Source organism: Cupriavidus phytohabitans (assembly GCF_000426345.1).
Taxonomy (GTDB): domain Bacteria; phylum Pseudomonadota; class Gammaproteobacteria; order Burkholderiales; family Burkholderiaceae; genus Cupriavidus.
On sequence record NZ_AUFE01000020.1, the window covers coordinates 23,089 to 43,622 of the forward strand.

At 68.7% G+C, this 20,534-nt stretch carries 18 protein-coding genes; 7 read left to right on the top strand and 11 right to left on the bottom strand.

Translation table 11 applies throughout. From position 1 onward, the window contains the following. Nucleotides 1–103: 103 nt before the first annotated feature. The 3 genes from K309_RS0116250 to K309_RS0116260 form a co-directional block, all read right to left on the bottom strand. Complete coding sequence (locus tag K309_RS0116250; RefSeq protein WP_029047421.1) at nt 104–472, bottom strand: 5-carboxymethyl-2-hydroxymuconate Delta-isomerase; 369 nt, start codon at nt 470–472, stop codon at nt 104–106. Nucleotides 473–612: 140 nt separating this feature from the next. Further along, on the bottom strand, nt 613–1,209 hold the full coding sequence (locus K309_RS0116255) for an HAD domain-containing protein (protein WP_029047422.1): 597 nt from the start codon (nt 1,207–1,209) through the stop codon (nt 613–615). Nucleotides 1,210–1,437: 228 nt separating this feature from the next. Beyond that, nucleotides 1,438–3,057 (bottom strand): methyl-accepting chemotaxis protein, encoded by a 1,620-nt coding sequence (locus tag K309_RS0116260; RefSeq protein ID WP_029047423.1) that lies wholly within the window; start codon nt 3,055–3,057, stop codon nt 1,438–1,440. A gap of 258 nt (nt 3,058–3,315) precedes the next feature. Here K309_RS0116260 and K309_RS0116265 point away from each other — a divergent pair, with 258 nt between their 5' ends. Further along, nucleotides 3,316–5,154: an EAL domain-containing protein gene (locus K309_RS0116265; RefSeq protein WP_029047424.1), complete on the top strand. Its 1,839-nt coding sequence runs from the start codon at nt 3,316–3,318 to the stop codon at nt 5,152–5,154. On the opposite strand, the gene K309_RS0116270 is transcribed toward K309_RS0116265, so the two are convergent. Continuing rightward, nucleotides 5,151–5,891, bottom strand: coding sequence for a response regulator transcription factor (locus K309_RS0116270; protein ID WP_029047425.1), 741 nt, complete (start codon nt 5,889–5,891; stop codon nt 5,151–5,153). The two genes, K309_RS0116265 and K309_RS0116270, sit on opposite strands and share 4 nt — an antisense overlap. A gap of 419 nt (nt 5,892–6,310) precedes the next feature. Between K309_RS0116270 and cls the strand changes: the two genes are divergently transcribed. The 3 genes from cls (at nt 6,311) to K309_RS41730 (ending at nt 9,299) form a co-directional block, all read left to right on the top strand. Beyond that, nucleotides 6,311–7,747 (top strand): cardiolipin synthase, encoded by a 1,437-nt coding sequence (gene cls / locus K309_RS0116275; protein ID WP_029047426.1) that lies wholly within the window; start codon nt 6,311–6,313, stop codon nt 7,745–7,747. 126 nt (nt 7,748–7,873) lie between these two features. Continuing rightward, nucleotides 7,874–8,518, top strand: coding sequence for a TetR/AcrR family transcriptional regulator (locus tag K309_RS0116280; RefSeq protein ID WP_029047427.1), 645 nt, complete (start codon nt 7,874–7,876; stop codon nt 8,516–8,518). Nucleotides 8,519–9,068: 550 nt separating this feature from the next. After that, on the top strand, nt 9,069–9,299 hold the full coding sequence (locus K309_RS41730) for a hypothetical protein (protein WP_156914380.1): 231 nt from the start codon (nt 9,069–9,071) through the stop codon (nt 9,297–9,299). Nucleotides 9,300–9,357: 58 nt separating this feature from the next. On the opposite strand, the gene K309_RS0116290 is transcribed toward K309_RS41730, so the two are convergent. Further along, a complete protein-coding gene (locus tag K309_RS0116290; RefSeq protein ID WP_029047429.1) occupies nt 9,358–9,783 on the bottom strand; it encodes a hypothetical protein in 426 nt (141 codons plus the stop codon). A gap of 235 nt (nt 9,784–10,018) precedes the next feature. Next, nucleotides 10,019–11,140, bottom strand: a complete 1,122-nt coding sequence (locus K309_RS0116295) for a site-specific integrase (RefSeq protein WP_051320486.1) — start codon at nt 11,138–11,140, stop codon at nt 10,019–10,021. 102 nt (nt 11,141–11,242) lie between these two features. On the opposite strand from K309_RS0116295, the gene K309_RS0116300 reads away from it, so the two are divergent. From K309_RS0116300 to K309_RS0116310, 3 genes are all read left to right on the top strand, one after another. After that, nucleotides 11,243–12,205 carry a DNA-binding protein gene (locus tag K309_RS0116300; protein ID WP_029047431.1) on the top strand — a complete coding sequence of 321 codons (963 nt, stop codon included), beginning with the start codon at nt 11,243–11,245 and terminating at the stop codon, nt 12,203–12,205. A gap of 166 nt (nt 12,206–12,371) precedes the next feature. Beyond that, nucleotides 12,372–14,693 carry an ATP-dependent DNA helicase gene (locus K309_RS0116305; protein WP_051320487.1) on the top strand — a complete coding sequence of 774 codons (2,322 nt, stop codon included), beginning with the start codon at nt 12,372–12,374 and terminating at the stop codon, nt 14,691–14,693. A gap of 135 nt (nt 14,694–14,828) precedes the next feature. Further along, the gene (locus K309_RS0116310; protein ID WP_029047433.1) at nt 14,829–15,152 is read left to right on the top strand and encodes a thioredoxin family protein; all 324 of its coding nucleotides are present in this window, start codon (nt 14,829–14,831) and stop codon (nt 15,150–15,152) included. Nucleotides 15,153–15,322: 170 nt separating this feature from the next. Here the strand turns inward: K309_RS0116310 and K309_RS0116315 are convergent, their stop codons facing one another. From K309_RS0116315 to K309_RS0116335, 5 genes are all read right to left on the bottom strand, one after another. Continuing rightward, the gene (locus tag K309_RS0116315; protein WP_029047434.1) at nt 15,323–15,658 is read right to left on the bottom strand and encodes a cupin domain-containing protein; all 336 of its coding nucleotides are present in this window, start codon (nt 15,656–15,658) and stop codon (nt 15,323–15,325) included. 281 nt (nt 15,659–15,939) lie between these two features. After that, a complete protein-coding gene (locus tag K309_RS0116320; protein WP_029047435.1) occupies nt 15,940–17,415 on the bottom strand; it encodes an efflux transporter outer membrane subunit in 1,476 nt (491 codons plus the stop codon). Next, the gene (locus K309_RS0116325; RefSeq protein WP_029047436.1) at nt 17,412–18,302 is read right to left on the bottom strand and encodes an efflux RND transporter periplasmic adaptor subunit; all 891 of its coding nucleotides are present in this window, start codon (nt 18,300–18,302) and stop codon (nt 17,412–17,414) included. The genes K309_RS0116320 and K309_RS0116325 overlap by 4 nt, the downstream gene beginning before the upstream one ends. Next, nucleotides 18,299–18,517, bottom strand: a complete 219-nt coding sequence (locus K309_RS0116330; RefSeq protein ID WP_029047437.1) for a DUF1656 domain-containing protein — start codon at nt 18,515–18,517, stop codon at nt 18,299–18,301. The genes K309_RS0116325 and K309_RS0116330 overlap by 4 nt, the downstream gene beginning before the upstream one ends. 29 nt (nt 18,518–18,546) lie before the next feature. Further along, nucleotides 18,547–20,532 carry an FUSC family protein gene (locus K309_RS0116335; RefSeq protein ID WP_029047438.1) on the bottom strand — a complete coding sequence of 662 codons (1,986 nt, stop codon included), beginning with the start codon at nt 20,530–20,532 and terminating at the stop codon, nt 18,547–18,549. Nucleotides 20,533–20,534 lie beyond the last annotated feature (2 nt).

Consider the following 20,534-nt stretch of genomic DNA (forward strand, 5'->3'; position numbering starts at 1 on the left):
CCCCGTGACAGGCTTCGGCGTCTTCCCCGAAGCTGGTGCCCGCGGCTTGAGAAGGCCGCGGGTTTTTTATTGGGTGCGCCAATCGTTGGGGCGCAGTCGCGGCTCAGGCAATGACCTGCTTGGCGTAGGTCGCGCGCTGCATCTCGCACACTTCCACCGAAACCTGCACCGATTGCCCGCCGTCCACGCCCGTGCGCACGGCATCGGCGATCACGTCGCAGACGGCCTGGCCTAGCGCCTGTCGCACGGCGGTGTCGCGGCCGTCGAGGATCGACAGGCGCGCATGGACGAAGGCGCGATCCGCGGCATCCACGCCCTGGCGGTAGGTCGACAGCGTGATGCAGCGCGACTTGATATCGGCCTCCTGGAACTGCCCCGACGCCAGCAGCGCGGCATTGGCTTCATCGAGCAACTCTTCCTGCGAGCAGTTCAGGCGGGTGTTTTCCGTGAGTTCGATGACGAGGTGGGGCATGGCTGTATCCTGGATGATCCTGGCGGTGGTGCCGGCGGAATGCCGGCGGCAGCGAGCATGATACGGGATCGCGCGTTACGTGGAATGCAACGGGGCGCCCGAAGGCGCCCCGCTTGGCTTGCCGAAAAGGTGGCTGCGGATCAGGCGTGGACGTACTCGCGCATGACCTGCGCAGCCTGCTCCGTGGCGAAACGTGCCGGTTTTTCGCGCGCCAGTTGCTGCAGTTGTTCCAGCTTCGCCTTCAGCCCGGCATCGAGCTTCGGCGCGGGCATCACCGTGGACGGGCAGGCCACCCCGAGGATCCCGAGCGCTTGCTGGAAGTTTTCGAGGGTCAGGCCGAGCGCCGGATCGACGCTGACCAGGTGATCGCGAATGGCTTCCGGCATGGATTCGGGCGCGGCGCATGACAGGATCACGTAATGGACGGGCGCCGCAGCCTGCGCAAAATAGGCGGCGATCTCGGCGCCGTGCCCGCCCGGGGCGGCCGGGGTCATGGCTTCGACCTGCAGGTCCAGCTGCTGCAGGATCGCGGCCGGCGTGCCGCGACGCCAGGCATCGGACACCACCACGCGCGCACCGGCGACACCGAACAGGCGGCGGACGAATCCGAGCGCGATCGGGTCAAAAAACCTGACATCGCGCAGGGTGCCTGAATCCGGAATGCCGCCGAGGCGGGCGCGGGAGCGGTCGGAGTACAGGACGCCGGGTACGTCCAGCATGATCAGTCGTTCAGCCATGATTTCCTGGGCGGATGCCAGTTCAGTTGGTGTGAGGCAAGATTACTAGGCAGGCAGCGGCCTGCACGTAACTGGCACCGCTTCAGTTGAAACAGATCTGTAACTTTGTCGAGGAAGACGTAAATGCCGGTTACTTCGCCATGACAAATGTTTCGCGCTGACACATCTGCCTGACGGTGACGGCTGCCTGACGGACAAGCGAGACCGGGGAGCAATAAAGCTTGCCGCTCAGAAGCGGAAACGCGCCACGTCCTCGGCCAGGACCGCGGCCTGGTGATCGAGGCGACCGGCCTGACCACCCAGTTCGTCCACCAGCGCGGCATTCTGCTGTGCGGTCAGGCGCAGCTGCGTGACGGCTCCTGCAGCCGCCTGCACGCTGGCGGCCTGCTGGTCGGCCAGCGCGCACAGGGTTCCGGCCAGCGCATGGCTGTGCCGGACCGCGGTGGCGATGCGCTCCATGGCTGCAACCACGTCTCCGCTCAGGCGCGCGCCCAGTCCGATTTCATGTGTGGCCGTGCCGATGATGCCGCCGATCTCGCGCGCGGCATCGGCGCTGCGCTGGGCCAGCGCGCGCACTTCCTGCGCAACCACGGCAAAGCCGCGCCCGGCCGGGCCCGCTCGGGCCGCCTCGACGGCGGCGTTGAGCGCCAGGATATTGGTCTGGAACGCGATGCCCTCGATCACGCTGACGATTTCCGCGATGTGCCGCGAGTGCCCGTGCAGCGCGTCCATGGCGCCGCGCATCTGCCGCACCACGTCTGCGCCGGCATCGGTGGCGGCGCGCGCCTGGTCGGCCAGCAGGCTCGATTCGGTCGCCTGGGCGTGCGCGTCGGCAACGCGCCCCGCCAGCGTCTCCATGCTGGCGCCCGCGGCATCGAGTGCGCTGGCCTGCAGTTGCGTCCGGGCCGACAAGGCGTGATTGTCGGCGGCGATCTGCTGGCTGGCCGCGGCGACCTCCTGCGCGGAGCCATGAATGCGCGCCAGCACCCCGGCGAGCTGGTCGCGCATGCCCGCCACGTGATGCAGCATGCTGCTGCGATCCGACGGATGCAGCGCGATCGTGGCGGTCAGGTCGCCGGCGGCAATGCGCCGCGCAATCTCGGCGGCGTCGCGCGGCTCGCCGCCCAGTTCGGCACGCAGGCTGCGTGCCGCGATCCACGCCAGCCCTGCGGCGGCCAGCAGGCTGGCGCCGAGCAGGGCTACCATCCACGCTTGCGCGCGCAACTGGCTGCTGGCGACGCTTGCCACGGTGGCGGCGGCCTGCCGCTCCTGCTGCACGCGCACCGCCTCGATACGCTGGCTCAGCGCCTGCAATTGCTCGGTGACAAAGTGGCCCTCGACCGAGACCGCGCTGTCGAACTGCAACGGATCGAGCGGCTGCTTGCGCAGCAGCGCGACATAGCCTTGCACCAGCCCGGCGGCGCGTTGCCTGGCGTCGAGCAGCGGCACGGCCTGCGTGGCACTGGCTTGGCGCACCCCGCCCAGCGCCGTGTCGAGCCGCGCCAGCGCCTGGTCGATCTCGGCGGCGGCGGTGTCGCGCTCGGCGCCGCTGGTGGCCATGGTCAGCGCCAGCTGGGCGCGTCCGAGTGCGGCCAGCGCCGAATGCGCGCGCTCGGCCGACATGGCGCCATGCATGTCCTGCTGGTAGAGGGTATCGGTGCGCGCCTTGATCGAAACGAGGTTGGCGATGCCGGTCAACCCGACCGCGGCCCCGAACAGGTAGACCAGGGCAAAGGCGGCGCACACGCGTGCGACCAGCGGCAGGCGGTTCAGGCGCGAGGCGGCCCGGCCCAGTACGGCAAAAGCCGGGCGGCGGCCCGGCAGGCTTGACTTGATGACGTGCAACACGGAGATGACTCCTGACGGGCGCGCGTCCAGCCAACCGCGGCAGGCGGCAGCGCAGCCCGGGCTTGACCCGGTTTGCCGTCGCGCCTTCCTCGTGCGGGAGGGTCGCTGGCGGCGCACGGATGGTGGCCGATCAACGTGACGCCGGCGTGACATGACAGGCAGGGGACTGTCATCGTGCTGTCACATTTATGTCATGCAATGTGGCCCGCCTCTGTGGTCTTGTGCCCTGCCAATCTGCTTCGCCTCCCGGATCCATTCATGCCCGGCCACGACGCCGCACTGCTACCGTTCCACCTCGCAACAGGCGTACCTGCCGCGCCTGCGGTGCCCCGCGCGCAGATCCCGCCGCTACATGCGGTGTTCCAGCCGATCGTGCAGGCCGGCAATGCCCAGCTGCTCGGTTACGAAGCCCTGGTCCGCGGCCCGGCAGGCTCGCCTTACGCGTTGCCGGAAGCCTTGTTTCGCCTTGCACAGGGCGTCGAGAACACGATTGCGCTGGAAATCGAGGCGGCGCGCACCGCGCTGGCCGCCTGGCGCGGCCTCGAGCTGCCGGGCAAGCTGTTCCTGAATTTCAGTCCGATGACGTTGCGACATCTGCTGGCCGATCGCGAGCGCTTGTCGGCGGCGTTGCTGCGAGCCGGTATCGCACCGTCGCGGCTGGTGGTCGAGGTCACCGAGCAGACCCCGATCGGCGATGCCGCGAGCTTCGGCGCGGCCATGTCGCTGCTGCGCGAACTGGGCATGCAGTATGCGTTGGACGACTTCGGCTCCGGCCATGCCAATCTCGACCTGCTGGCGCATCTGTCGCCGCAGTTCGTCAAGATCGACAAGTCGCTGGTATGCGGCATCGCTTCGTGCTCGCGGCGGCTGGAGATACTGCGTGCGGTGATGCGCATGATGAGTGCCTTCGGCGGGCGCGTCATTGCCGAGGGAATCGAGCATGAGGACGAACTTGCGGTGGTCCGCGACCTCGGCGTGACCTGCGCGCAGGGCTACTACATCGGCCGGCCGTCGGCGCGCCCGGATACGCAGGTGGCACCGCAGGTGCGGCGCACGCTGGCATCCCGGCATATTGCCGTGTTTCCGCAGGTGGTGCGCTCGGGCTGGTCCGGCATGACTGCCGGGCGGCTGTTGCGCCCGGCACCGACCGTATCGCCCTCCACCTGCAACGACGCGGTGCTGCGCATGTTCCAGGACCAGCCCGAGCTGCACGCCGTGGCGGTGGTCCATGACGATGGCCGGCCGCTTGCCATCATCGGCCGCCAGGGCTTTATCGACCGCTACGCCGCACCGTTCCACCGCGAGCTGTATGGCAAGAAGGCCTGCATTGCCATGGCCAACCGCGAACCCGCCTGTTTCGAGCGCCGCGCGACGCTGGAGGAAATGGCGCAGATCTTGTCCGGAGAGAATACGCGCTCGCTGGCCGATGGCTTCCTGATCACCGAGCAAGGGCGCTATATCGGGCTGGGCACCGGCGCCGACCTGATCCGCGCGATCACCGAAGTGCGCATGGAGGCGGCCCGCTATGCCAATCCGCTGACGTTCCTGCCGGGCAATATCCCGCTCAACCAGCATATCGAGCGCCTGATCGAAGCCGCCAGCGAGTTCCGCGCGTGCTATGTCGACCTGAACCACTTCAAGCCGTTCAACGACAAGTACGGCTACTGGAAGGGCGACGAAATGCTCAAGGGCGCCGCCGCGATCCTGGCCGAGGCATGTGATCCGGCGCGCGATTTCCTTGGCCATGTCGGCGGCGACGACTTCCTGGTGCTGTTCCAGAGCCGCGACTGGCCGGCACGGATGCACGAGGCGATCCGGCGCTTCAACGATGCGGCCCTCGCCATGTATGCACCGGGGGATCGTGCCGCAGGCGGCATGCAGGGCGAAGACAGGCACGGCCAGCCGGTCTTCTTTCCGCCGGTATCGATGGCAGCGGGCGTGGTGTGCGTGAGCGGGGAGGGCGTGGCTGCGCTGCAGCGCCTGGGCAGCCAGCATATCGGCGCCGCCGCGGCAGTCGCCAAGCGCGAGGCCAAGCGTTCGGCCACGGGCATGGCGGTGCTCGAGTTCCTGTCGCTGGCGGCTGCGCTGCAGGGCTAGCAACCGGGGGGCTTGCGACCGGCTGCCGGCAGGCGCGGCAGGCTGCTTTCCTCCAGCACATCGAGCCGATAGCCATGGGCGTAGACGACGGTGACGATGATGCCGTTCTCGATGCCAAGCCGCAGCGTCTTGCGCAGCCGCGACATCAGCCCCGCCAGCGCCCGTGACAGCGGCGGCAATTCATGGCGCCATACCGTCTGCTCGATGCGGCTGTTGGGCATCACCCTGCCGACATTGGAAAACAACAGCATGGCCAGGTCGAATTCCTTCGGCGTCAGTGCGATGCGCTCGTCGCGCAGCGTGGCGAAGCGCCCGATGCTGTTGAGCTGGTACGGGCCGGCACGCACCACCAGCCCCTGGCGCAAACGCTCGCCGGTCACGCGCCGGCGCAGCGCGGCAATGCGCGCCAGCAGCACGCGGTGGCTGAGCGGACGGCACATGTAGTCGTCGGCACCGGCGTCGAGCGCATCAACCAGGCGGTCTTCGCTGCTGTCGCTGCCCAGCATCATGATCGGCACATCGCGCGAGCGCGCGCTGCGCACCGCGCGGATCACGTCGATGGCCGGGATGTCGGCCACTTCGTCGGGAAGCAGCAGCATGTCGTAGGTCTGCTGCAGGGCGCTGTGGATCAGGTCGCGGCCCGCGTCGAAGATGCTGCAGCGAAAACCCGAGCGCACCAGCAGGTCTGGAACGTCCTGGAGCTGGGGCGACCTGCCCAGCAGCAGCGCAATAGTGATCGGCGACGGCATACGAAGCGAGCGTGACGGCGTGTGAGAACCGCAGGAACAGGACGGGTAGCGGACGCTTGGCGGGCAGATACCGGACAGCGCTTCAACGGGATCGGACCGGCCTCAAAGCGTAAAAAGCCGCGTGCCGTGGAACAATCAGATGTTTCCGAGAAGCTCGCCGTTTTTGCCCTTTTTGTGGCAGCGCGGTAAATGGCGGCCATTGATGGCCGGCCGGGGCCGGGGGGGAGACGAAGTTGTCCACAGATCCTGTGGACAACGGGCCGGCCCCAGGCCTGGCGGCCGCATGGCACCGTCATCCCATCGGCGTGCCAAAAAAGAAGGCAGGCGTGCGCCGCGGCATCAACATCCCGCCCGCGGTGTGCCAAAATAGCGCGCATCGTGTTCCGGTCCAGGGACTCAAGCCACCGATGCTGCAGAGCCCGAGTGTCATCGCCTTCATCCTCCTGGCCTTTCACGTCGTCGGCTTGGTGGCGGCGCTGCACGCCGTCATGACGGTGCGCACCGCGCCTGGCGCGATCGCCTGGGCGGGGTCGCTGCTGATGATGCCGTATGTCACGCTGGTCCCTTACCTGATCTTCGGACGCAGCACCTTTGCCGGCTATGTCGATGCGCGCCGCTTCAATGACGACCGGCTGCGCGAGATCCGCCATGGCATGACACCGCGCGAACGCGAGGCCCGCAGCGCCTGCGTGGTGCACGAGCCAACGCAGGTCTGCATGCGCGCGTTGCCGCGATTGACCGGCATGCCATGCCTGGCCAACAACGACGTGCGGCTGCTGGTCAATGGCACGCAGACCTTCGATGCCATCTTTGCCGCGATCGGCCAGGCCAGGGAAGTGTTGATCGTGCAGTTCTTCATCGTCCACGACGATGCGCTGGGCCGGCGCCTGCAGGCGCTGCTGTGCGAGCGCGCGCAGGCCGGCGTCAAGGTCTACTTCCTGTTCGACAGCATCGGCTGCCACGCGCTGCCGCGCCGCTACGTGCGCACGCTGCTCGAGGCGGGTGTCGATGCCCGGCCGTTTTCCACGCATCGCGGCTTCGTCAACCGCTTCCAGCTCAACTTCCGCAACCACCGCAAGCTGGTCATCGTGGACGGGCGCGAGGCTTTTATTGGTGGCCACAATGTCGGCGTGGAGTATCTGGGCGAGCATCCGTCGCTGGCGCCATGGCGCGACACCCATATCGCATTGCGCGGCAGTGCCGTGCTGGACCTGCAGATGTCCTTTGCCGAAGACTGGTACTGGGCCGCGCGCGAAGTCCCGCATTTGCTGATGCCGCCAGCCGAGGTGGGCGGGCGCATGACATGCCAGGTGGTCCCGACCGGTCCAGCGGACTCGCAGGAAACGTGTTCGCTGTTCTTTGTCGAGGCGATCCAGTCGGCCCGGCACCGGCTGTGGATCACGTCGCCGTATTTCGTGCCGGACGAGGCGGTGTTCGCCGTGCTGCGGCTGGCGGTGCTGCGCGGCGTCGATGTGCGCATCCTGATACCGGCGCGTCCCGATCACGTCGTCGTCTACGCCGCGTCGACAATCTATGCGTACCAGGCAGTCGCGGCGGGAATCAAGCTGTATCGCTACCAGCCCGGGTTCCTGCACCAGAAAGTGATCCTGATCGATGACGAGGCCGCCGCGGTGGGCACGGCGAACCTCGACAACCGCTCGTTCCGCCTCAATTTCGAACTGATGGTGATGACGGCGGACAAGGGGTTCGCCGCCGACGTGGCGGCCATGCTGGAATCCGATTTCGCCAACGCCACACGCATCGGGCCGGATGAGTTCCTGGGCGCGCCCGCGCCGCTGCGCGTGGCCATGCACGTGGCCAAGCTGTTCGCCCCCATTCTCTGATACCGGTTGTGGATGCCGGCCTGCGGATACGGGCCCGCGGCGAGCCGATGGCGCTTTGTTTGTGTACACTGTTCACTATAAGCGCCTACAGATAATGAACCGATTCCAGCATCACAGGGGAGCCGCATGAAGCCGGCCGTCCCCGCGCCACCGGCGCGCGCCACTTACCGTCATGGCGACCTGCGCCGCGCCTTGCTTGACGCCGGCATTGACCTGGCCCGCGAAGGTGGCCCAGACGCCATCGTGCTGCGCGAGGCCACGCGCCGCGCCGGCGTCGTTCCCAATGCGGCTTACCGGCACTTTGCCAGCCGGCAGGACCTGCTGCAGGCGGTGCGAGCGTCAGCCTTGTCGTCGCTGGCGATTGCCATGGAGGCAGAGATTGGCGGACTGCGCCCCGGCCGTGGCGCCGCTGCCCATGCGCGCGCCTGCCTGCGCGCGGTCGGCACGGGTTATCTGCGCTTCGCGCTGACGGAAACCGGCCTGTTCCGTACGGCATTCTCCGTGCCGGATGAGGTCGAGGATGACGCCGATCCCGCCAAGGCGGGCAACAGCGGGCTCAACCCGTTCCAGTTGCTTGGCGCCGCGCTCGACAAGCTGGTGGAGTCCGGCGCATTGCCACCCGAGCGGCGGCCCGGTGCCGAGTACCTGGCCTGGTCCGCCGTGCACGGGCTGGCAATCCTGCTGATCGACGGCCCGTTGCGCAGCCGCGCGCGCGAAATGGCCGAGCCGCTCGGGCAACGGCTGCTGGAAATGGTCGAGAAGGGCCTGTAGCCCCGCGCGTGCTCAAAAAAATTGCCACGATGGCGGGGACCATCGTGGCAGTGCAAGGAACCAGGAAGGGGGGCAACCTGGCTCTGTCGGGGCACCCGCGGGCCGGGTGCAAGGGCAATGTAATACGGGCTTTCTCATGCGAATATCGGACAAATCCTAAATATGTCCCTGAATTGTCGTGATTTGGATGGGGCTGCGGCGCAGCGACCGTAAGTCATCGCCAATTGCGGGCCGGGCGCCGGTGGAATTGCGTGGCAGTGGCGGGGGTCTAACCTGTGCCCGCAATGCACGCTGGCGATGCAAGGAGGGAACCCCATGCGCTTCGGATATGGAATATTGCTTGCGGTGGTGTTGGCCAGCGGGTGCGTGGCTTATCCCTATGCCAGCGACGACTACCTGGCCTATCCCGCCTACCCGGTCAGCTCACCGTACTACAGCGGCTATCCGGTCGCGCCCGGCTACCCCTATTACGGCCCCGGATACAGCAGCTACTACGGCAGCTTTGCCTTTATCTATGGTGGCGGTGGCCACGGCTGGAGGCACGGACACCATGGACACCGCGGCTGGCACGGCGGCGGCCGTGGCAGAGGCGGCTGGGCTGCTGGCGGACATGGCGGACATGGCGGACATGGCGGACATGGCGGACATGGCGGACATGGCGGACATGGCGGACATGGCGGACATGGCGGACATGGCGGAGGCAGGGGCCGATGACGGATGTCTGGCCGGGATGTCTGGCGGGGATGGCCAAGGCGCACGACTTCCTGGCCATCTCGCTTGATGCAGAAGTGCGCTAGCGCCAGGGGCCTGACGCTACGTTTTGATAGACGCCACGGCAGCTAGGGCAGCTGCCGTAGCTGGCCGATCACGGACATCAGTCGCCCGTGCGCCACGATGACGCCCGATTCGTCCTGCAAGGCTTCCTGGTAGCGCTTGCGAAAGCCGGGATCGGCGCCGTCGCTGAAGAGCCTTTCAGCGGCGCGCGCCACGGCGCGGCAGGTTTCGTCGTGATGTTCCTTCGATTCGAGTTCCTCATCGACCTCGATGATCAGCCGCGACAGCGGATCGAGCCAGCGAAAGAAGTTGTCCTCCGTGACCAGCTGGACAAACAGTCCGGCCGGGATCGGGCCGTTCAGCCGTTCGTACTGGTCGCGGTCGTAGCCGATGACTTCCTTGTGAACTTGCAGCAAGGCCGCCCGCAAGGCTTGCAGCCCCGAGCGGCGAGTTTCCTGGGTGGCGAGGAATTGTTCGTTGGGCATGCCCATCTCCGCATTTCCACTGGGTTGGCCCGGCAGCCGGTCCGGTCACTCCGGCACGCGTTCCGGCGCACATCGTGGGCTCGTCCGGGCGGGCCGCCATCACCTGCCCCGGACCTCCGGGTACTGCCGGCCAGCGCATCTGGCAATGTCCGGCGCGCCTGCCAGTATAGGCACCTGACGCATCCCGGGCCAGCGCACGGGGCTAGCGAAATACCCGAATTTGCGGCGCGCTCTGCGCCCGCTAGCCGTCTTGTTCTTCCGCTTGTGCAGGCCCGAGCAGGTCCGCAGCGCGCGAGCGCTGCATGTCCGCCGCACGGAAATAGCGCACCACTGTGGCTACGCTGGCGTGGCCGGTCATCGCCATGGTCTCGGCCAGCGGCACCTGTTGCGCCGCCGCTTCGGTGACGAAACCCGCGCGCAGCGAATGCGCGGAGTAATCGCCCTCAAGTCCCGCCTGCGCGCAGCGCGCCTTGACGATGCGGCTCACTGCGGCATCGGACAAGCCTTCACCCACATGTCCGCCGCGCCGGATGCGGCGGAACAGCGGTCCGCCGGCAATTCCCGAAGCGGCCAGCCACGCCTCCAGTGCCTGTCCCGCTGCACCCGTCACCGGCTTGGCGGCATCGGCGTGGTCGCGGCCCGACTGGTTGGTCTTGGACCAGCCCAGCACGTAGACAAATTCACCCGGCGCGACACGCGTCAGGTTCTCCACCGTCGCGCGTGCGACCTCGGAACGACGGCGGCCGCCGCTGGCCCATGCAAACAACAGCAGCGCGCGGTCACGGACGCCGCGCAACGAATCATCACAGGTAGCGAGCAGCCGCAGCAGCGGGTCGCGCGTCAGCGCGGCCTTGCGCGCCTGGCGGTGTCCGCGGCGCGCATAGGCGCGGCGGATGCCGGACATCAATTCGCGCACGGACGCGTCGGCACAAGGATTGGGCAACTGCTGCATGCGGTGGGCCTTGGCCAGCACCGCAAGGCGGTGCGTCAGCGTGGACAGCGCGGGCGCGCCGGGTCGTGCCTTGTATCCATCAGCGACCAGCGCCTGGTCGATCGCCGGGGGTAGTTCACAGACCGGCCCGTGCGGCGTCTGCCGCGTAGCGTGGTCGACGATGAATTGAACCACGACGGCAGGAGCAAGCGGAAGCCGGGCCGGCTGGCGATAGCGCAGCCCGTGCCAGGCAGCCCAGTAACGCAGGGCAGAGCGGTAGCTCGCCACGGTGTTGGACGACTCGCCTTCGCGGCGCAGTGTGTTCGCGGCCTGTTCGGCGAGGGGATCCAGTTCAGACGGGCGGAGCGGCGCCGGGAATTCGACATCGGAGGCAAGCTGCGGTGGGTTGGCTAGCGGGTCAGCTGTTATCATAATAAATATGATGTATGCTGTATTATATCATACATAAATATCGAATAGCGCTCGATAAGTCTCCATTATCGAACCTTATTTGGGTCTTCTCCGGATCACACCATGGAAACGCTCCGCTCCCGAGGCATCAATCGCGACGACGTCTGGGCCGCCGCCGACAGCCTGCTCAAGGCAGGCCAGCGTCCGACCATCGAACGCATCCGCCTGCATCTGGGCCGCGGTTCGCCCAATACTGTCAGCCCCCACCTCGACGCTTGGTTCGCCGCGCTCGGCGGGCGATTGCAGGATCCGCAAGGCTTTGCGCCGAAGCCGGGTTGCCCGGAACCGGTCACCGAAGCGGCGCGTTACCTGTGGGAAGCTGCATTGCAGGTTGCCCAGGCGCAGGCGGAAACGGCGCTGACCCAGCGCGAAACGGCGCTGGCCGACGCGCAGGCGGCATTGGCCAGGGAACGGGAGGCGCTGGAGCAGGAGCGCCTGGTCATGCAGGCGCGGCTGGACGGTGCCGAAGCGGCGATGGCGGAGCTGACGCGCGCGCGGGACGAGGCGCTGGAGCGCGGCGCACAGGCCGAAGCCCGCGCTGCAGGCCTGCAGCAGCAGGTGGAGACGTTGCGAGCCGAGGCTGGCGTCGCGCTGGAGGCCCGTGCCTCGTTGCAGCGGGAATTCGCCGCGGAACGCGGCGCGTGGGACCAGGAGCGCGAAACCATGACCGCCCGCGCCACGGCCAGCGAACGCCGGCTGGCGCTGGAACTGGATGCGGCCCGCATGGCGGGCAAGGAAGCGCAGAAGTTGCTGGAAGCAGAACGCAAGGCCGCGCTGGAGCGGCTGGCGCACGCTGCCGAAGCGGCTTCACGCCAGGGCGGCGAGATGATGCGGCTAAGCCAGTCGATTGCCGTACTGGAAGAACGCATCCGCCAGCGCGAGGCGATGCTTGTCGAATATCGCGAACAGAAGGGTGCCGGCAGCCAGGGCGTTGCCGCGGCGGGCCGGCGCGGGCGCCCGGCGCGTGGAGCACTGGCCGGCGGCGCGAGTGCCCTGCTGCGGACGCGGGCGGCGCCGGGCGGCTGAACCGCGGTGCGTTACACCTGCGCGCCAGTGCGCAGCATGTGCTTCTGGATCTTGCCGCTGGTGGAATAACGATTTGCTCTTTCCTTATGCCGCCGTTGCCGCACAGGGCGGGAGAATCGGTTCGGATACTGTATATTCATACAGCCTTTTTAGCGTTCCAGCCTTCGTGTCCGTCGACCCACTTGCCGCCCCCGTTCGTGCCCCAGCTCCAGCGCAAGCTCCCGCCTACGTCGTCGCCGTGCGCGCGTTGTGCGACTTCACCGCCAGGGCAGGCGACCTCGACCTGCGCTTCGTGCCGACGCCAACCGCGCAGGAAGGCGTCGCCGGCCACTCCCTGGTGACCGGCAGGCGCGGACCGGACTACCAGGCGGAAGTGCCGCTGTCGGCGGATTTTGGGCCCTTGCACGTTCGCGGCCGTGCCGATGGCTTCGATCCGGGGGCCAACCGCCTGGAAGAAATCAAGACCGTGCGCGGCGAGGCCGCCGTGCCGGATAACCACCGCCACCTGCACTGGGCGCAGGCAAAGATCTATGGCTGCCTGATGTGCCGCAAACTCGGATTGCCCGGGATCGACGTGGCCGTGGTCTATTTCGACATCATCGGCCAGCGCGAGCACCCGGTGGTGCAGCACTTCACCGCGGACGCGCTCGATGCGTTCTTCGTCCAGACCTGCGAACGCTTCCTGCGGTGGGCCCAGGCCGAACTGGCGCACCGGCAGGCCCGCGATGCCGCGCTGGCGCGGCTGGCCTTTCCGCACCCGGCATTCCGAACTGGCCAGCGCGAACTGGCGCAGGCGGTCTACAACGCCAACCGCGCCGGGCGCACCCTGCTGGCCCAGGCGCCGACAGGCATCGGCAAGTCGGTCGGCACGCTGTTCCCGCTGCTCAAGGCGATGCCGGGGCAGGGCATCGACAAGGCGTTCTTCCTGTCGGCGCGCTCCACCGGGCGCGGCGTCGCGCTGCAGGCCGCCCAGGCGCTGCGCAGCCACGGCGCGCAGCCGCTGCGCGTGATCGAACTGGTGGCGCGAGACAAGGCCTGCGAGCATCCGGAGCTCGCCTGCCACGGCGAATCCTGCCCGCTGGCGCGCGGCTTCTACGATCGCCTGCCGGCCGCGCGCGAAGCCGCCTGCGATGTGCCGGTGCGTAACCGTGCCGCGGTGCGCACGCTGGCGCTGGCGCATGGCATCTGCCCCTACTACCTGGCGCAGGAACTGGTGCGCTGGAGCGATGTGGTGGTGGCGGACTACAACTATTTCTTCGACCGCAGCGCGCTGCTGTATGCGCTGACGATCGCCAACGGCTGGCGCGCAAGCGTGCTGGTCGACGAGGCGCACAACCTGGTCGAGCGCGGCCGCGCCATGTACACCGCCGAGCTGGATCCGCACGCGCTGCGCGAAGCCCGGCGCGGCGCGCCCGGCGCGGTGGCCAGGCCGCTGGCCCGGCTGGCGCGCCACTGGAGCGCGCTGGCGCGGCAGGCCGACGTTGCCTATGAAGTCTTGCCGGAAGTGCCCGCGCCCCTGCTGCGGGCGCTCGATGACTGCTGCGCGGCCGTGCTGGCGCACATGACCGAGCAGCCCGCGGCGATCGACCCGGCGCTGCAGCGCTTTTATTTCGATGCGCTGCATTTCAGCCGGCTGGCAGAGCAGCTCGATGCCAGTTCGCTGTTCGATATCCAGCGGCCAGCCCTCGCCGCAAACGCCCGGCGCGGCAACCATGCGCGCCTGTGCCTGCGCAACGTCATCCCGGCGCCGTTCCTGCGGCCGCGCTTTGCCGCGGCGCATTCCGTCACGCTGTTCTCGGCCACGCTGGACCCGGCCGCCTACTACCTCGATACGCTGGGTTTGCCTGCCGACTGCGCGCGCGTGGCGGTGCCGTCGCCGTTCCGGGCGGAACAACTGTCAGTACGTATCGCCAGCCGGATTTCCACCCGCTATGCGCGGCGCGGCCAGTCGCTGCCGGACATTGCCGCGCTGATGGCGAACCAGTTTCGCGCCCGCCGCGGCAACTACCTCGCGTTCTTCAGCAGCCACGAGTACCTGCAGCAGGCCGTGTCGAATTTCACGCAGGCCCATCCCGACATTCCGTACTGGGTCCAGTCGCGCGGCATGGACGAGGCGGCGCAGGCCGCCTTCCTGTCCGCCTTTGTCCCGGATGGCGCAGGCATCGGCTTTGCCGTGCTGGGCGGCGCCTTTGCCGAGGGCGTGGACCTGCCCGGCGAGCGCCTGATCGGCGCCTTCGTCGCCACGCTGGGGCTGCCGCAGTTCAACGCGGTCAACGAGCAGTTCCGCGCGCGCATGCAGTCGGCCTTCGGCCAGGGCTACGACTATGCCTATCTCTATCCGGGCTTGCGCAAGGTGGTGCAGGCCGCGGGCAGGGTGATCCGCACGCAGCAGGACGAAGGCGTGGTCTACCTGATCGACGACCGCTTTGCCGCGCCGGAGGTGCGCCGGCTGCTGCCGGAATGGTGGCAAATCGGCCCGGCGGCGTAGAAATTACACGGCGTGATGGGCTTGGCCAGGCCGCTGGCGGCCCCGCCGGGCCAGAACGAATCTGGCACGAATCCGGCAGCAATGCGACCATGCGTGCCGACCGCATCCCGTCGTCATCGAACCAAGGACCCGACCATGCCCATGACCCAGCATTACGCGGCCACCGAGCCGCCCCGTACCGAAGTGGATGCGCTGAACGGCGGCACCGTGCTGGAGTTCGGCGCCCCGTGGTGCGGCTTCTGCCAGCGTGCGCAGCCCGCGCTTGCCGAAGCGTTCGCCGTGCATCCGGGGCTGCGCCATATCAAGGTCGAGGACGGCAGCGGGCGCCCGCTCGGCCGCTCCTTCCGCATCAAGCTGTGGCCGACGCTGGTATTCCTGCGCGACGGGCAGGAAGTCGCCAGACTGATAAGGCCGACCGAGGCGGATCCGATCCGGGAAGCCATGCGGCGCATCAGTTGACCGCTGTGGGCGCTTAAGACGGAACTTCGGCAATTTTCGGCCACGCCAGGGGCGCTCAACCCTGCTTTGGGAGGGAACACCCGGAGCTCCTTCTGCCGTTTGTGCAGAAGCCTTGACGACGCGCCGCCTGTCACGGCCTCCGGCCAGGGCTGATACCTGGCACGAGACCGTCAGCGGCCGGCCGGCAGCACCATCGTCACCAGCACCGACGCATCGGTGTCGGCGGTCAGGTCATAGCGCACGCCCGGGCCGACGTAGAGCAGGTCGCCCTGGCGCAATCCGCGTTCGGCGCCGTCCACGCGTAGCCGGACTTCGCCTTCCAGGCACTGCACCGTCATGGGACCGTCGACTGCATGGGGCGGCACATGCTTGCCCGCCTTCAGCACCAGCCGCATCACTTCCAGCGGGCCTTCCTTGAACAGGGCTTGGGTGACAGTCTGGTCGAGGCGCGTGCCCAGGGGCAGCACGCTGGCGATCTGTCCGGAAGCTAGGTGGGGGAGGGACATGCGCGGCTCCTCGCTGTAGTGGGTCGTGTGATGTGTGCGTTGTCAGGCGCAGCTGGCATTTGCCGCCAGCAGGCCTTTCCAATCTAGCACCGGAGCGCGCGCCTCAGTAGGGTTCAGCGTGCCGCAGCCGGCGTAGCCTGGATCGCCGAAGCGGGCGCCGCGGGGGCACTTTGTGCACAGGGAACCGCATGGCGGGCGCGAGCTTCGGCGCGGGCGCGCTCGATCACGGACGAAGTGTAGTCACGCTGATCCATTCCTGTGACGATTAAAAATGACAAAAATCAGTCGCTTTTTTCATCGTTATGCGCAGGCCTTTCCAAGGGCTCTGCCGGGGCCTTGGGTGCGGCTTGCCAACCGCCGCCCAAGGCGAGGAACAGGTCCACCTGGCGGTATGACACCTGTGCTTCGGCCACCGCCAGGGCGGCCTCGGCATCGGCCAGCGCCTGCTCGGCGTCGAGACGGTCGAGGTAAGGGATGCGCCCGGCCTGTTGCAGCCGCACCTGCTGGCGCGCGGCTTCGCCGGCCTGCTCGCGCGCCGCATGCAGCGACTCTTGCCGCTCCAGTGCGCGGGTATAGGCGGACAGCGCCGTTTCCGTTTCCTGCAGCGCACGCAGCACGGCGCCGTCGAAGCGAGCCAGCGCGGCGTCGGCGGCCGCCTCATGGCCGTGGATGCGGTGACGCACGCCGTTGGTCGGCAGCGACCAGCTCAGCATGGGGCCCAGGCTCCAGCGCGCCGTCGGGCCGCTGCCCAAGTCGCTGAGCACGCCGGTCAGGCCTGCGCTGGCGCCGATGCGGATCGAGGGGTACAGGTCGGCGGTGGCAACGCCGATGCGCGCGGTCGCCGCGGCCAGCTCCCGCTCGGCCTGGCGGATATCGGGACGGCGCCGCAACAGCGCGGCACCGTCGCCGACCGGCAACGGCGCGTGCAATTCCGGCTCGGTGTGGCAATCGACGTCGTCCGGCGCCAGTTCCGACGGTGGTTTGCCCAGCAGCAGCGCCAGGCGGTGGTGCGCCGCGGCGCGCTCCGCCGCGAAGGCCGGCAAGGCGGCGCGCAGTGCTTCAGTGCGGGCGCGTTCGCGGGCCACGTCCGGCGGCTGCGCGCGGCCGGCGGCGACCAGCCGGCGGGTTGCGTCCAGCGTTCGCTCGCGCACGGCAAGCTGCTGCGTGGCCACTGCCAGTTCATGGGTGGCGGCGCATCCCTGCACGTAGGCGCGCACGGTCTGCGCGGCCACGCTGACGCGCACCATGTCGAGGGTGGCTTCGCTGGCTTCGGCGCTGGCGAGCGCGGCCTCGTCGGCACGCGCCAGCTTGCCGAAGAAATCGACCAGGTAGGACACGCCGAAGCCGAAATCGCCCAGGTTGAACACCGGCGGCTTGACAGTCTGCAGGAAGCTCTGGGCCGACAGCTGCGCGCGCGACACGCTGGCGTCGGCCCCGCCCTGCGGCAGGTTCTCGGACTCGACTTCGTGCAGCAGCGCCACCGCGCGCCGCAGGTTGGCCGAGGCGGCGCGGATGTCGGTGTTGGCGGCCAGCGCCTGTTGCACCAGCCGGTCGAGCCGCGCGTCGTCATAGAGACGCCACCAGTCGTCAGGGACCGGGCCGATGTCGACACCATGCGCGGTGCCGCCCTGCAGCGCGCCGTTGGCCCGCGCAGCCTTGAACGCGGCGCGTTCGGGCACTCGGTAGTCCGGGCCGACCGTGGCACAGGCGCACAGGCACGCGGCCGCGCACGCCAGCCAGCAAAGGCGCCCGCTCATGATCGCGCCGCGGCAGGGCGCCGCGGTTCGCGCACCGACACCGTCGCGGTGCGGCCCGAGACCAGCCTGACGTCGGCGGGCACGTCTTCCAGCACGATCCGCACCGGCACGCGCTGCGCCAGCCGGACCCAGTTGAAGGTCGGGTTGACGTTGGGCAGCAGGTTGGAGCCGGCACTGCGGTCACGGTCCTCGATGCCGGCGGCGATGCTCTGCACATGCCCGCGCAGGTGCCGGGGCTCGCCCATGATATGGACGTCCACCGGGCTGCCGATGTGGATGCGGTGCAGCTTGGTTTCCTCGAAATACCCTTCCACATGGAATGACGCCGCGTCGACCATCGACAGCACCGGGCGGCCGGTGGACACGTAGTCGCCCAGGCGCGGCAGGCGGTCGTTGAGGTAGCCGGCCACCGGGCTGCGCACGCTGGTGCGCTCCAGGTTCAGCCGCGCCAGCCGCACCGTCGCCTCGGCCTGCGCCAGCGCGGCTTCGCCTTGCTCCACGCGGGCGCGGCCCTGCTCGGCGACTTCGCCGGCCACGAGCCCGTCGAGCGCCCGGTTGCGCGCGGCTTCGCGCCGCGCCTGGGCCAGCGTCGCGCGCAGCGTGGCGGCGGTGGCCAACGCCTGCTGCAGTGCCAGCGCGTAGCGGTCGCGGTCGATCTCGAACAGCAGCTCGCCGCGCTGCACGTACTGGTTGTCGCGCACCGGCACGCGCGTGACCAGGCCTGCGACGTCGGGCGCGACCTGGACGATGTCGGCGCGCACATGGCCGTCGCGCGTCCATGGCGCGGCGGTGTAGTAGTCCCACAGGTGGCGCAGCACCAGCACGGCGGCGAGCACGGCCAGCAACGTAGGCAGCAAGGGAAGCAGGGGGCGGAGTCGGAGTGTCATGACAGCAGTTCCGGTACCGCGGCGAAGACCGCCGCCACAGTGCCCAGGACGATCACATAGAGGGAAAGATTGAACAGCGAGCGGTGCCAGATATGCCGGTAGCAGCCCAGCGCCGCCAGCGCCAGGCGGATCGCGGTGGTGGCGGCGAAGGCCAGCACCATCAGCACCAGCACGCCTGGCACGAACACGCCATAGAGATCGATTTCACTGAGCATCGGGAATGCAACGAGGGCGGGGAACGGGATCAGGCCGCGCGCGTCGGCGGGCATGCGCCGGGCTGCAGCGTGACCTGCAGCACCACCAGCGCGCGCAGCGCGCCACTGTCCTGGCGTGGCAGCGCGGAGATGGCATCGGCGACCCAGCGCTGCAGTGCCGCCGGCGCCACCGGTGCCGCCACCGCATGGCCGCTGCGCAGCCGCGACCGGTAATGCCGCGCGACTGCCGCCAGCACCCGGCGCACCGGCTTGCGTGCCGCCGGCGGCAGGTCCGGCAGCGCCTTGTGTAGCGCCAGCGCGCAATAGCCGACCTGCAGCGCATGGAAGCCGTCTGACGAGAGCGGGTCACCGGCCGCGCCCAGGCGAGGCACCAACTGGCCGAGCCGGTCCAGCATGCGCGCACCCAGCCGCGCGTCGCCATCCGACGCGCGCAGGGTGGCCGCCTGCGCCAGGTCCCGCCAGCTTGCGCGCACCAGCCGGTGCGCCGCCGCGCGCGCGCCGAACGGGCGCACCGCCATCGACCACAGCGGCGCGAACAGCATCGCGGCGGCGCTGGCCAGGCAGGCATTGAAGGTGCCAAGGAAATCCGCGTCGAAGACGGCCTGCACATTGGCGAACGAGGCGGTGTTGACCGACAGCAGCATCGCGATCAGCTGGAAGCCCGGCCGCGCCACCAGCAGGCCGATGCCGAGGTAGGGCAGCGCCAGCATCGCCGCCAGCGCCTCGAAGGTGTGCGCGTGCGGGACCACCACGAAGAGGTAGCCCGAGGCCACCAGCAGGCACGCCAGGCTCCACCGGAGGAAGGAGCCGGCCATGCGGCGCGGTTCGTCGATGGCGGCAAAGAAGCAACAGGCGATCGATGCCACCGCGACCGCGCCGGCACCGTCTTCCCAGCCCGAAAATATCCACAGCAACCCGGCACAGAACACCGCCAGCCCGCTGGACACGGCACCGAACAGCAGCATGCCGTGGTCATGGTGATGGCCGGTGCCATCCGGTTCCGGCTGGCTGCAGGTGGACGGCGCTGCGGGGCCGCGTTCGCCGATGCCTCGTTGCAGTGCCAGGCATTCCGCGTAGAGCATGCACAGGCGCTGCAACTGCCCCGCGGCGGTGGTGGCGAGCCGCGCCGGCCAGTCGCCATCCGCGCCGTCCAGGCGCCGGTCGCGTTGCAATAACGGAGCTGGCCGCTCGGCACCGCCATCCAGCCACGCGGCAGTCGAATCCATTGCCCGCCGCAGTGGAGCGGGCATGCCGCCGGGCATTCCGCGCAGCGCCTGCAGCACGCTTTCCAGCGACGACAGCAACGGCATCAGCATGGTCATGCGCTGGCGCAGCGCGCGCGCCTGGTGCAGTGTGCGGCTGCATTCGGTGTCGTAGGCGAGCTGGCTGATCAGCTGGTCCAGCGCCAGGATGTCGCTCGCAAGCCGATGGCGGCCATCGTCGGCGCCGGGGCTGCCGCGCAGGATCGCCGCGGCCCAGCCGCTGGCGTCGGCAAGCCAGCTCTGGGCACGCTGGCGCAGCGCGGGCGCCACCTTGGCCGGGAACACGATCGATCCGACCAGCCCGGCGCAGACGATGCCGATCACGATCTCCTCGATGCGCGCCACGGCGATATCAAAGATCCCGGCCGGCTGGCTGACCGCCGGCAGCGCCACGATCGGCAGCGTGTACGCCGCCAGCAGGAATACATAGCTGCGCGGCGAGCGCTGCAGCAGCGACAGGTACACCAGCGCGGTAATCCACAGTGCGATCGCACCCATCAGCACGATCGGCATGTTGACCAGCTGTGGCACGGTCGCGACCGCGGCGGTGGCGCCGAGCACCGTGCCGGCGACGCGATAGGCAGCCTTGGAGCGGGTCGCGCCGGTCAGCGGATGCGAAACGAAATACACGGTGGCCATGGCCCAGTACGGCCGCGGCAGGCCAAGCGCCAGCGCGATATAGAGTGCCAGCATCGCGGCGGCAAATGCCTTCAGCGAGAACAGCCACTGTCGTGCATTCGGCCAGCTAGCCATGG